The organism is Mucilaginibacter sp. P1_A3, from assembly GCF_056406855.1.
This window is the reverse complement of the sequence record NZ_JBFTZJ010000002.1, coordinates 426264-438783: the sequence shown is the minus strand read 5'-3', so window position 1 is coordinate 438783 and position 12520 is coordinate 426264. Positions and strand designations below refer to the sequence as shown.

Here is a 12520-nt window from a genome sequence, read left to right as displayed (position 1 = left end):
TTATTAATCAATCTGTTAAAATTTTAAAGAAAATCAACATGTCACACACACCAAAAGTGCAGCTAATTAAAGCATCACAAACCCCGCAAACTACTATTGGTATTGCTTTAGATACCGCTTATTTAACCAGCCTGCCACCGGGCACACAGCCAAGTACCGGCATTTATATGATTGATAACCGCCTTAATATTGGCAGTTATAATGAAGGCCAAATGGAATTATATACATTTTGCTACCCCGGCGATAATGTTTCTTTTTACGCCCAGCCAATTGACACGCAGCGTGGTGATTCTGTAAGTATCATCGGTATCAATGTTTCTTATGGTAACGTATTCGGTGGTAGTTTAGGCGCCCCACAGCCTACAGATAATGCCGCTTATTGGATTGGCCGGGCCATTAACAGTGGCAGACAAACCTACCAGGTACAAGTTTTAATAACCGACGAAAACCATAATGTTTATGTTATTAACTGGGATCCGTTTATTCAAACTGTAGGCTCCTGAGCATTTTAATGAACAATATTCAACTGCCGGTTAGTTTAACCGGCAGTTTTTTTTATCCGTAGGTAAACACACCCATCAACATGACCGGCAAATCACAGATCAATATTTTTTATGCTGTTCAAACTCCTCAAACCACTATTAATATAGCGCTTGATACTGCTTATTTAGAAGGGGTTCCGCCGGGCAAGCAAGCCATTACGGGTATTTACTTAATGGACAACCGCATTAATATGGGCAGCACTATGGAGGGCACTCAAAACCTGCATACGGTTTGTTATACAGGCGATAATATATCCTGGCTGGTAATGCCTGTGGATCCTGAAAGGGATGACGTGGTATCTATTATTGGTTTTACTGTTTTAACCGGCAATGTTTTTGGAGGAAATATAGGCGCTCCTCAAAGCGGAACCAATCCGGCTTATTGGGTTGGCAGGGCCATTAATGGCAAAACCCAATCATCCTACCAGATTAACTTTTTAATTGTTGATAAAAATGGCAACCTGTTTACCTCCCACTGCGTTGCTGCTATATCTACCATTTAGTATAAATTAAAAAGCAACAGACCACCGGTTATTTTATGAAAAGATGGGCCAATAGTGTTTAATTGCAATGATTATTCCGGGTTATTGCATATATAAATATCTAAAATATAAATTGTAGCTTTAGGTAAAAAATATCAATTCGTCGGGCAGAGTTATTTTTAGTGATCTGGCCGAATCATTTAAGCCGCCTTGCTATGAAGAAAAAGGAAGAATTAAAGTACATTGATAAAGAGTGGAAGGATATGAAAGCCAGTCTTGAGCAGTATTTAATTAATGAACGCCCGGAAGATCTTCATCATTTCAGAGTACAGGTAAAAAAAATACGTGCTTTTGTAATCCTCTCTGATAGCGCAAAACATCATCCCCAATTAGCCAAACACTTTTTATCTGTACGGAAAATTTTTAAACAGGCCGGCGAGATAAGAAACGCGTATATAAACCTGGAATTGGGTAAAGCTTACCAAATAAATAACCAGGATTTTTTAAACACCCAGCAAATGCTGTTTGAAGAAGCGAACAAAAAGTTTAAATCTAACGGCGACAAATATTTAAAACAACTCAAAGAGTCGCACCAAAGGCTCAACAGAAAAATAAAATCCATTAGTGATTGGCATATCAATCAGTATTATCTACATCAGTTACATACAATTGCAGGATCGCTCATCATACCAGAATTTGATGATCAGTTACATGAATCCCGCAAACAGATAAAAATCCTTGTACACAATCATAAAATAGTCCATACAGCACTCCATACAGGAATAAACGGTGATTATTTAAATGAGGTGCAAACCGCTATAGGCGATTGGCATGATAGCGTGCTGGCAGCAGAGTTGCTTTCAAGTGATGAAGAAAAAGGTAATATCACAGTTAACAAATTGAAAAAACAGCTTGTAAAACTTAAAAATAAGGTAACTGATATTATTAATGATTTTTATAACCGGGCAACAACAGTGGTTGACTTACCTGTTGAACAATTAAGTTAGCTATATAGCTATCGGCCTCCCCGTCACATTTTCAAATTAAACAAACTTAGCGCCCTGGCCCTAAAACCAAAGCCCATCCGCGCTGCTTTCCAATTTTTCGTAATTTAGCGTTTTATAAAAAACAGAATATATATGAGTATGGATGAATATGTTTCGTTTGAACAGATCCCTTTTGGTTCGGATGATTTCGCCAACAACCCCGAATCGAGGTGCCCTTGCCTTTTGCTGTTGGATACCTCTGGTTCTATGGGTGGGATGCCCATACAGCAGCTTAACGAAGGTGTATTAACTCTGAAAAACGAATTGATACAGGACTCTTTGGCATCTAAAAGAGTGGAGGTGGCTATTGTTACCTTCGGGCCGGTTAACCTGCAGTCTGACTTTACTACCGTTGATAACTTTTTTCCCCAGACCTTAACTGCCGAGGGTGATACCCCTATTGGTGCAGCCATTACTATGGGGATTGATATGATAGCCAAACGCAAACAAGTGTATAAAGAAAACGGCGTGGGCTACTATAAACCCTGGATTATCCTGATCACAGATGGTGCCCCTACTGATAACTGGGCGCATGCAGCACAGCTGATCAAAGAGGGGGAAGAAAAAAACGCTTTTGCCTTTTTCGCTATAGGTGTAGAGGGCGCAAGCATGGATACCTTAACCAAACTATCGGTGCGCAGCCCCATCAAATTAAAGGGACTGATGTTTAGGGAGTTTTTCCTGTGGTTATCCTCATCAATGAAAATGGTATCCAGTAAAAATCCGGGTACTCCAACCAAATTACTGCCACCATCGGGCTGGGGAGAAGTATGATCTGGAAGGTAATTGCACAAAGCGTTATCGGTACATCACACATCGCGGCAGGAAAAACCTGCGAGGATACGGTACATTTTTGTTTGACAGAATTGCCGCACGGTGGTGAAGCCCTGATTTGTTTTGTAAGTGACGGAGCGGGCAGTGCCACCTACGCTGCCGAAGCATCTGCCGCGGCGGTACAACAGGGTACAGATATTATGCACGACTGGATACTGGCTGAAAAAGAAATTGATGACGCCGCTTTAATAGAACTGGCCGAAATGATTTATGACGGCCTGGATGCACTGGCAGCAGAAAGGGAAGTGATGCTGAATGAGTTTTCATGCACCCTCCTGGGTTTTGTGATATTCCCCGAAAAGTCTTGCTTTATGCAGATAGGCGACGGAGCTATTGTACGCAATGATGGCAGCGGTTATTTTACACATCTGTGGTGGCCGCATAATGGCGAATACCAGAACACCACTACGTTTTTGATAGATGACCCTAATCTGCGGAACCTGAAAACCAAAGTAATACATGAAAGCATTGCCGAAGTAGCCATTTTTACGGACGGACTTCAAATGCTGGCCCTGAACAATGAAACCGAAACGGTTCACCAGCCCTTTTTGAATGATTTGTTTAAAGTACTGCGAATGGTTGAAAATCCGGAGCACATAGAGATCCTGAACAACAAATTAGCTGGCTACTTAGCTGGCGATACCATTAACAGCCGCACCGATGACGATAAAACGTTGCTGCTGGCTACCCGATTAACTCATGGCAAACCAGGCATATAAGGGAGCGAAAGACACCCCTTACCTGGCAGGCCGCCAGATTGGCGAAGGGGGCGAAGGAACGATACACGAGGTACAGGGCAACCCGGCACTGGTGCTTAAAGTGTACAAAGAAGCTGTTGACCGCGATAAAGCGGAAAAACTGCTGCACATGACCTCCATTACTGACCCCGAACTGGCCAAATTTGCGGCATGGCCCATAGATGTGATCCGTGATGGTGCGGGCAGGGTATCGGGCTTTGTGATGAAAAAACTATTGGGCTTTGTGCCCCTGCACATGTTGTTTAGCCCTATGGACCGTAAAAAGCTGTTCCCTGATAAAGGTTATAACTTTTTGGTGCACGTGGCCCGTAACCTGGCAACCGCTTTCCATAAAATACATCAACTGGGTATAGTGGTTGGCGATATTAACGAGGCTAATATATTGGTGAACGGAACCGGTATGGTGGCTCTGATAGATTGCGATTCGTTCCAGGTAAAAAACGGTAAGCGTTACCATTTTTGTGAGGTGGGTATCCCCCGGTATACTCCACCGGAGTTATTGCAGATGGGATCTTTTGAAAACGTTGTGCGTACAATAAATACAGATAGCTTTTCACTTGCCACCCTCATTTTCCAGTTGTTGTTTATGGGGAGAGCTCCCTTTACCGGGGTTAACCGCAGTAAAGAGGATTTTGACGAAGACAAAGCAATTAAATTAAAAGAGTTTGCATACTCTTTGCAACGGCCCAATAAAAAACTTACACCGGCACCCAACAGCCTAAATCTAAAGGATTTTACACCGGGTCTCATCAGTTCTTTTCATGCTGCGTTTGATGGCAGCACACCAAGGCCCACGCCCAGGCAATGGGTGCTCGATCTGGAAGAGCTAAATAAGGAGATGGTGAATTGCAATCGCTCCCGGCTGCATTATTATTCGAAGAGCATGCAGCAATGCCCATGGTGTGCTTTCAGAGACAGGGCCGGTATAGTTTATTTTATGGAGGATGCCCATCTAAAAAACATCCCCGAGCTGCAGGATATTGAACAGTTTGTAAATGGTTTTAAGCTGGAGAACCTGGAGATAAGAAAACTGGCCGATACCTATACTTCTGGTACGATAAAGGCAAGGCCAGTTGAACAGAAATTTAAAACACTTTTTTACATCAACATCACCGTACAGATCATTGCTTTATTGATTACCTTAAGTGTTAGCATGACGGAAAGCTGGTGGTTTGGTTTTGCAGGTGCATTGTTCCTTTTACTGTATAATACGCTGGCACCCGCCCAAAAACAACTTAAGGCTGAACTTAAAAGCAGGAAAGCCGATCATGAAGTTTTACAAAACAAGTTCCAGGCGTTGGTAAAAAAACACAACCAGCCAACCGAACTGAACCGCTATAACCAATCGGCAAAAAAACTGACTGACCTGATCACTGCCTTCCGATCATTACCCGCAGATTTCGCCGCTAAAAAAAGGATGATCGAGGAAAAATACTACAACATTAAGTACCAGGTTCACCTTCTGCAATTTGATATCCGTAACTACCCTATCCCCTCCTTTGGCACCGCGAAAAAGCAACTGATCTATACCAACGGTATCCACACAGCGGCAGATATGTACAAACTGAAAACCCATAAGATAAGCGGCATAGGACCAAAAAACATCCAGGTGCTGCTGGATTGGCAAAGGCAAATGGGGGCTGGGTTTACCTATACACCAGATACGGAGGCCATTGACCGCGAGATCAATTTCATCGCCAACGAGATCTACATCAAAAAACGCAAACTGGAAAACGATATCAAAGCCGAGTACAAAGGTTTGTCTACACTAAGAGCAGGTATCATAACCGCCACCGAGCTATTGGAGCGCCAATATGTGCAGCTTGGAACAAAGCTATACCAATCCCGGGTTGACGTTGAAGCTTTTGAGAAGATTGCCGGTAAGTGGTTTTAATGGCTATCACCCGGTAACATACTTAACCAAAGGCAACTTACTCATGGCATAAATTAATAACCATGACAGCAAAAAGCATAGCAACGCTATAAGTGGAATGCTTAGTATAGGTGTAAAAAGCGTATAATTAATTCCAGCCAAATCGAGCAGAGTTAATATTAAAGCATGGCTAAGGTAAATGCCCAGTGTATATTTCCCGGCATTATCAAAAACGCGCCTTATGGCAGGGTTTAATTTTACCATGGTATATTTCGCTATTAAAAACGCGCTTGCCGAAAGCACCACTATAAATGGTCCTATGGGTTCATAAAAAAATGTGCTTAATGCATGATCCTTTATTTCCAGGTAATAAGTCCCCCAGGTAATTAAAGCAACAAGACCAATAAATACTAAAGCTGCGATAACAGGCAACGCACGCAATTTAAAGTGTTTGTAGGTTAAATAATGCCCTAATACCAGGTATCCAATATACCCGGTAAAATTATGAAGATCAACAGCGGTGTTGAAAATGCCCAAATAGGGTGTGCTTAACAGCATAGCCAAAAACCAGATGGCAAGGAAATATAATAGCTCGTTTTCGGTAGCGTTACGCACAAATTTACTCAAAACCGGGATAAACAGGTACAAGCCTATCAACAGGTATACATACCACAGGTGATAAAAACTACCGGTTTGCAGCTGATGTAATACCAATTTAAGATCGGCCCAAACATCGCTGGTAAAAGCAATCTCTTCGTTGTATAACTGGTAGCCTATGTACACCAGGCTCCAGAAGATAAAGGGCAGGATCAGTCGACCGATGCGTTTTTTTAAAAAGTCGCCCAACTCATATTCACGATGAAGCAATAAGGCACCCGTTATCATCACAAAAACGGGCACAGCAAAACGCACCAATGCATTATATATATCGCCAACTATCCAATCGTGTAAAGGCGTACCTTTATAGGCAAAAAGTAACGGCGAAGCTGTATGTAGCACAATAACAGCAAACATGGCTATCAGCCGTAAATTATTTATCCAGTTAATATTTTGTTCTTTATGCTGCAAAACGGCTTCGCTAAATTTCATCGGATAAACATATACAATATTTTGGTTCGGTTATGTTTCATTTTTATTTTGACATTCCGTTTTACCATAAAATACAGCTTCCTTTCTTATACACAAAGTACTAATCCCCTCTCCCATTTTAAAAATCCTATCTTTGTAAAATGCTGTCAAAACTCGTCAGATCTGTACTGGTAGTTACCCTGTTATTCGCTTTGCAATTAAGCGGCGCTGCAAGGGTATATGCTGTTACGGGTAAATCGAAGGCCGCAAAAACTCCCGAAAGCGGAATTAAGCAAAGCACACGTAATGATCAGCTGATTGCCGAAACGGGAGATACCATACATTTGCCGGTATTGCAGTTAAGTGTGCAGCAGGCAGCTTTTTTAACTACGGGTAATCTTGTTGAACCTAAAGATGGCATTGGCCTTTATTTAGGTGCGCCATTAAGTGTTCCCGGGGCCCGGTTTTACCGGCTCATCCTCTTCCCTTTTCATGGTTTCTGGTAAATCCAACTGATTCTATTTTAATTTCTCCGCTTTTTAACAAAGCGTATTTTAATCATTTTTTTAATTATCAGCATGAACCATATAACGGAAAATGCCCTGGTTGCGGGCATCTTATTATCTATATTTATCCTGCCGGTGGTGATCATCACCCGGCGATCTAAACAAAAAAGAATTGCAAGCTTAAATAAGCATCTGCAAAGCATTATAAATGAACAACAGCTTAGCCTAACCCGCTCTGAACTTATTGGTAATAAGATCATCGGCTGGGCACAGGCCGGTAAAACACTATTGTTTGGGGCAAGCGATGGAATGATGATCAACGATTTGAGTACTGCTAACCGCTGCTACGTGCTGAAAAGCATGAACGGCAAAGCAGTAAAATCAATCATCCTGCAAATAGCAGATCCTACAAACAGGTTGGTTTGCAGCATACCATTTTACCAACAATTTATGGATAATGAACAAAAGCTAAAACAGCTGGAGGCCCAGGCAAAAGACTGGGAACAGCTGCTAAACAATCATTTTCATAAGTAGTTTATTAATGAAGCTGCACATAAATCATGATGCAGCTTCTTTTTATTCAAAAAAAGGAGGCTATCATTTCGACAGCCTCCTTTTTTTGTTACCTAATTATTTTATTAGTTTAACTAACCGATATTTAAAACCCGGTATTGTTAGGCAATAATTTAGGGTTTACATCTGTTTCTTGTTTTGGTAAAGGGAATAATAACTGCTTTTCGGCAAAAGTGGCGCCAAAAACAGTTTTATGCCCAACAAAATTATCCCAGTTGCCCGTAACGTCATTGTGCACTTTGCGGGTCCTGATCATATCAAACCACATTTTATTTTCAAAGCAAAGTTCATAATAGCGTTGTAGCCAAACTTCCTGCTCAAATGCGGCTTGTGATAATGCAACAATTGGCACCAGGTTTGCTCTTGCCCGAATATTATTAACCATTTGAATAGCAGTAGCATTGGGGCCGTTCTCTGCCTCATTTGATGCTTCTGCATACATCAGTTCCACATCGGCCAGGCGGTACAGTGTATAGTTCAAATCAGATTTTACTGTACTTGTTGCAGCGGTTACATCAAACCATTTATAAATGTAGTGCCCTTTAAAATTAACGGTAACACCTGTTTTAATGTTAGGATAATTGGTATAAAAGAATTGTTTTTCCTGTACCCTTTTATCGCCGGCAGGGAACGAATTAATAAACTGCTCAGTTGGATATACTGATCCGTATTCGTCGGAGTATTTTGAGATACCCGAGAAGTTTGGAATAGTAAGCGGAGTAAGCGGATTTGTTGAAGGTACCGACGCAGCATATTGTACCTGGAAAATAAACTCTCCGGTATTTTTGTTGCCTGGTTTTATCATATCGGTATACTCAGGAAACAAAGTGTATCCACCATTCTGGATCACATCAAGCGACCGTTTTGCCGATTCTGCATAATATTGCTTACCACCGTTTATGGCAGCGCCAGCATAGGTAAGATATACATCCGCAAGTAAAGCCTTAACAGCACCCATAGACACTTTACCTGTATTATCTTTCCACGGTAAGGTTGATTTTTCTGCTAACAGTAAATCCGGGATAATAACTTTATCATAGATATCTTTTGCAGCTGTACGTGGTATATTAAGATTCAGATCCTTAGGCGTTTCTGTAACCATGGGTACAGCACCATACATTCTTACCAGTTGAAAATAGTACAAAGCCCTTAATGTATGTACTTCGGCAAGCATATTTGTTTTAGCTTCATCAGTTAAACCGGCTGCGTTAATAGCAGGTATTTTGGAGATAGCCAGATTGGTAGCGCCAATACCCAGGTACATTTGTTGCCACCATGTATCAAAGTAAAATGACGTAGGACTGTATGACAAATTTTGATAATTAATAAATCCGGTTTGTCCCAGGTCGCTATTTGATTTACCGGTCATAAATTCCATTAAATTCCAGGTGTTACCACCATATGAGCCGGATTGACCTGCCAGGAAACCCTGCAAATTCTGATAACCTGAATTTGCGAATGCCCGGGCTACTTTAACGCTTGAAACATTAGATTCGGGCGTTAAAAAGCTGGTGGGTTTTTCTTCTAAAAACTTCTTGCAGGAGCATGATAGTAGTATTGTGGCTGCAAGTAATATATTTCTTGTTGTTTTCATTTGAATATCATTTAAAGTAAAACTTATAAATCGTTCCTTTTTTGCGTTATGCTATTTTATCTAATCTTTTATCTTACGCAATTACTTAAAAGGTTACTTGTAAACCCAGGTTCCAAACACGCGGACGTGGGTTTGAGAAGAAATCTAAATTTTGTGAGAACGAACCGTTTGATCCGTAACCTGAGTTAAATGTATCAACCTCAGGATCGTAGCCGGTATACTTGGTGATGATGAACAAATTTTGAACGCTGGTGTAAACCCTAAAACGATTAATGTGTAATTTTTGGGTTACCGATTGCGGTAAGCTGTAACCCAAGGTAAAGTTTTGGCCACGTATGAATGAACCATCTTCAACCCACCAGGTATCAAAGTGCGAATCCTGCGCAAATTTGTAATTACGCACCTGCGATATGTAAGTATTTTGATGAGAAGGTGTCCAACCGTCAAGCACAGTTGCAAGACTGTTTGATAATGTTTGCCTGTCTTCTGTAGAGTGCTTAAAGTTAGCAGCGGTATTTACACCTTCAACAAAACGGATATCGAAAGAAAAATCAACATTTTTATACCTGAAACTGCTGCTGAATGTACCAGTCCATTTTGGATAAGCCTGCCCTATTATACTATAATAGTTACTGCCATCCGGGTTATAAATATATTTCCTGTCACCTGCTTTTAAGCTATGCTTAGCGGCTTCGGCAACGTCAGCAGGCGAATCGCTGTATGTGCCCAGTCTGGTCATTCCATAAAATGAACCAATTGGCTGGCCTACACGAATCACATAGTTTTGACCAAGGAAGTTAGGGCCAGGGAAAATGTCGGCACCATTATCGTTCAGTTTTAATACCTTGTTTTTATTGGCATTAAATATAAAATTAGTGCTCCATTCAAAATCAGTTGATTTTATATTTACGGTATTCAGGCTGATCTCGACACCGGCATTTCTTACCGAACCTACGTTTTTGTATACGTTGGCGTTGGTTTCACCAGCCGACCATGGAATAGGCGCCTGCAACAACAGATCCTTAGTTACACGGTTGTAATAATCAAGATTAAGGCTAACACGATCATGAAGCAAGCCTAATTCAACACCGGCATCAAACTGTACAGAACGCTCCCACTTAAGGTTAGGGTTGCCAATGTAGCTTGGTAAAAGTGTTGATTGAGTAGCTCCGCTTAAAACTGTTGTACTTGGCTGTATTTGTGCCAATGAGCGGTAATTACCTATCTCCTGGTTACCTGATACACCATAGCTGGCCCTTAACTTAAGGTTTGATATGGTTTGATTATTTTTAAGGAAATCTTCCTGAGATACACGCCAAGCTGCACCTACTGATGGGAAGAATGCGTATTTATTGTTTTTACCAAACCTTGATGATCCATCATAACGGCCGGTAGCTGTAAACAGGTATTTATCATCAATATTATAAGTTAAACGGGCGTAATATGAACTCAAAGAAGATTTTTCGTCCTGAGTTTCATTGGCGCTTTTAACAGAACCAGCCTGCTCATAATGATATTGGAATATATCATCAATAAAGTTTTGTGTTTCTGAACGTACTCTTTCATATCCTTTTTGTTGAAAAGATACCCCCACCAAAGCAGTTAACCTTTGTCTGTCACTTATTTTTTTGTTCCAGGTTAAATAATTTTCTGTTTGCCAATAGTAGTTAGTGTAAGCATTTACGTTGGCTACACCTCCCTGATCCTGTGATAAGTGAGGCAAATCTCCGGCAGAATAAAAATTATTTTTTTGTGAGCTTAAATTATAACCAAAGTCTGTTTTAAAATCCAGTTCCTTTGTTATGTGAAATAAAGAATAAACGTTTCCAAGCATTTGCAGGTTATTGTTCAATGTATAACGCTCATTGGCAACCTGCACAGGATTTGGAGCTCCTTCAAGACCAGCTATATCATAGTTGCCAGCCCAGGTACCGTCCGGATATTTTACCGGTACAATAGGCACTTCCTCAGATACATCGCGGGGAACGTTTAAGCCACCGTTTCCGTCGGTAACCAAACGTTGCCTGCTGCTTATCAGGTTAATGCTACCACCCATTTTAAGCCAGTCTTTAACGTCATTATCCATGGTCATTTTTACAGAATATCTTTTAAATGCCGATGTAGGTGCTAAACCATTTTGATTAAAGTAACCAAATGATAAACTGTATACCGATTTTTCGGTTCCGCCCTGGATGCTTAATTGATGACTCTGCGAAAAAGATGGTTTATAGGTTTCCTTTTCCCAGTTAGTATCATAAATAGGATTATTGCTGGCATCAAATAACTTAGGGAAGTTAGCATGATTTAAAGCAGCCGGAGGTGTCCATACCGCCCCTGTAGGATCAAATTTTTGCCCGTTAGCAAATGATTCATTATAAACCTTTACAAATTCGGCAGAGTTAAGTGTGCGCAAATGCCTGTATAATTGGCTTTCATTAAAATTATCATCATAAGTGATGGTTGCAGTACCTGCACGGCCACGCTTGGTAGTAATCATGATAACCCCGTTTGCACCGCGTGATCCGTAGATGGCAGTTGAAGAAGCATCCTTCAATACCTCGGCAGAAGCAACGTCAAGTGGATTAATAGTGTTAGGGTCAACACCAACTACACCATCAACCACATATAAGGGATCAAGGTTGGAGTTAATTGATCCAATCCCCCTGATACGTACCTTTGCACCTGCACCAGGAGCCGCGCTGTTAACACTTACCTCAACACCGGCAACTTTGCCTTGCAAGGCTTGTGTAAGGTTGGCAACAGGCCTATCGTTTAACTGGTCGCCCTTAATACCGGTAACAGCACCCGTAAGATCTGATTTTTTTACTGTACCGTAACCTATTACAACCACCTCGTTAAGGGCGCTTGCAATTTCTTTTAACTGAACGTTAATAGTGCTTTTACCAATCGCATTTATTTCCTGCGTGGCATAACCGGTATATGAAAATACCAGTATAGGGTTAGCTTCTGTTAATTGTATACTGAAATTTCCTTTCAGATCGGTTTGGGTACCGCCCTGGGTACCTCTTATTTTTATACTTACACCAGGTAAGGCAGAGTTATCTTTGGCATCGGTAACCTTTCCGCTGATTTTAAGCTGCGCCATCACGTGTAGCGATAGCAAAGTGAACAAAATTGAATAGATAATTTTTTTCTTCATAACATTGATTTTAGTTTTTTTAGAGAATTAATTCTTTGGGGATGATCGACATGCATCCTGCACTGTCAAGGAGGCTTAGCACCC

The 12520-nt window shown here is 41.1% G+C and carries 11 protein-coding genes; 8 read left to right on the top strand and 3 right to left on the bottom strand.

Annotation, left to right across the window (positions count from 1 at the left end; genetic code table 11):
- The first annotated feature begins 38 nt into the window (after positions 1 to 38).
- The 6 genes from AC1D0K_RS05975 (at position 39) to AC1D0K_RS05950 (ending at position 5556) form a co-directional block, all read left to right on the top strand.
- Positions 39 to 503, top strand: coding sequence for a hypothetical protein (locus AC1D0K_RS05975; RefSeq protein WP_477391632.1), 465 nt, complete (start codon positions 39 to 41; stop codon positions 501 to 503).
- A gap of 80 nt (positions 504 to 583) precedes the next feature.
- On the top strand, positions 584 to 1045 hold the full coding sequence (locus tag AC1D0K_RS05970; protein WP_477391631.1) for a hypothetical protein: 462 nt from the start codon (positions 584 to 586) through the stop codon (positions 1043 to 1045).
- A 194-nt stretch (positions 1046 to 1239) separates the two neighbouring features.
- Positions 1240 to 2031, top strand: coding sequence for a CHAD domain-containing protein (locus AC1D0K_RS05965; protein WP_477391630.1), 792 nt, complete (start codon positions 1240 to 1242; stop codon positions 2029 to 2031).
- A gap of 132 nt (positions 2032 to 2163) precedes the next feature.
- Positions 2164 to 2844, top strand: coding sequence for a vWA domain-containing protein (locus AC1D0K_RS05960; RefSeq protein WP_477391629.1), 681 nt, complete (start codon positions 2164 to 2166; stop codon positions 2842 to 2844).
- A complete protein-coding gene (locus AC1D0K_RS05955; protein WP_477391628.1) occupies positions 2841 to 3623 on the top strand; it encodes a PP2C family serine/threonine-protein phosphatase in 783 nt (260 codons plus the stop codon). The genes AC1D0K_RS05960 and AC1D0K_RS05955 overlap by 4 nt, the downstream gene beginning before the upstream one ends.
- On the top strand, positions 3604 to 5556 hold the full coding sequence (locus AC1D0K_RS05950; RefSeq protein WP_477391627.1) for a protein kinase domain-containing protein: 1953 nt from the start codon (positions 3604 to 3606) through the stop codon (positions 5554 to 5556). The genes AC1D0K_RS05955 and AC1D0K_RS05950 overlap by 20 nt, the downstream gene beginning before the upstream one ends.
- A 6-nt stretch (positions 5557 to 5562) precedes the next feature.
- Here AC1D0K_RS05950 and AC1D0K_RS05945 read toward each other — a convergent pair whose 3' ends face one another.
- Entirely contained in the window at positions 5563 to 6624 is a 1062-nt protein-coding gene (locus AC1D0K_RS05945) for an acyltransferase (RefSeq protein WP_477391626.1), read from the bottom strand.
- A gap of 140 nt (positions 6625 to 6764) precedes the next feature.
- On the opposite strand from AC1D0K_RS05945, the gene AC1D0K_RS05940 reads away from it, so the two are divergent.
- Both AC1D0K_RS05940 and AC1D0K_RS05935 read left to right on the top strand, forming a co-directional pair.
- Entirely contained in the window at positions 6765 to 7109 is a 345-nt protein-coding gene (locus tag AC1D0K_RS05940; RefSeq protein WP_477391625.1) for a hypothetical protein, read from the top strand.
- A 72-nt stretch (positions 7110 to 7181) separates the two neighbouring features.
- Positions 7182 to 7643, top strand: coding sequence for a hypothetical protein (locus tag AC1D0K_RS05935; RefSeq protein ID WP_477391624.1), 462 nt, complete (start codon positions 7182 to 7184; stop codon positions 7641 to 7643).
- A 124-nt stretch (positions 7644 to 7767) separates the two neighbouring features.
- Here AC1D0K_RS05935 and AC1D0K_RS05930 read toward each other — a convergent pair whose 3' ends face one another.
- On the bottom strand, positions 7768 to 9276 hold the full coding sequence (locus tag AC1D0K_RS05930; RefSeq protein WP_295711772.1) for a RagB/SusD family nutrient uptake outer membrane protein: 1509 nt from the start codon (positions 9274 to 9276) through the stop codon (positions 7768 to 7770).
- A gap of 85 nt (positions 9277 to 9361) precedes the next feature.
- Positions 9362 to 12436 carry a SusC/RagA family TonB-linked outer membrane protein gene (locus AC1D0K_RS05925; protein ID WP_295711770.1) on the bottom strand — a complete coding sequence of 1025 codons (3075 nt, stop codon included), beginning with the start codon at positions 12434 to 12436 and terminating at the stop codon, positions 9362 to 9364.
- Positions 12437 to 12520 lie beyond the last annotated feature (84 nt).

What these genes read in the sequence shown, in the direction of transcription:
- AC1D0K_RS05975 (WP_477391632.1), top strand. Translation starts at nt 39, where the DNA reads ATGTCACACACACCAAAAGTGCAGCTAATTAAAGCATCACAAACCCCG.
- AC1D0K_RS05970 (WP_477391631.1), top strand. Translation starts at nt 584, where the DNA reads ATGACCGGCAAATCACAGATCAATATTTTTTATGCTGTTCAAACTCCT.
- AC1D0K_RS05965 (WP_477391630.1), top strand. Translation starts at nt 1,240, where the DNA reads ATGAAGAAAAAGGAAGAATTAAAGTACATTGATAAAGAGTGGAAGGAT.
- AC1D0K_RS05960 (WP_477391629.1), top strand. Translation starts at nt 2,164, where the DNA reads ATGAGTATGGATGAATATGTTTCGTTTGAACAGATCCCTTTTGGTTCG.
- AC1D0K_RS05955 (WP_477391628.1), top strand. Translation starts at nt 2,841, where the DNA reads ATGATCTGGAAGGTAATTGCACAAAGCGTTATCGGTACATCACACATC.
- AC1D0K_RS05950 (WP_477391627.1), top strand. Translation starts at nt 3,604, where the DNA reads ATGGCAAACCAGGCATATAAGGGAGCGAAAGACACCCCTTACCTGGCA.
- AC1D0K_RS05945 (WP_477391626.1), bottom strand. Translation starts at nt 6,624, where the DNA reads ATGAAATTTAGCGAAGCCGTTTTGCAGCATAAAGAACAAAATATTAAC.
- AC1D0K_RS05940 (WP_477391625.1), top strand. Translation starts at nt 6,765, where the DNA reads ATGCTGTCAAAACTCGTCAGATCTGTACTGGTAGTTACCCTGTTATTC.
- AC1D0K_RS05935 (WP_477391624.1), top strand. Translation starts at nt 7,182, where the DNA reads ATGAACCATATAACGGAAAATGCCCTGGTTGCGGGCATCTTATTATCT.
- AC1D0K_RS05930 (WP_295711772.1), bottom strand. Translation starts at nt 9,276, where the DNA reads ATGAAAACAACAAGAAATATATTACTTGCAGCCACAATACTACTATCA.
- AC1D0K_RS05925 (WP_295711770.1), bottom strand. Translation starts at nt 12,436, where the DNA reads ATGAAGAAAAAAATTATCTATTCAATTTTGTTCACTTTGCTATCGCTA.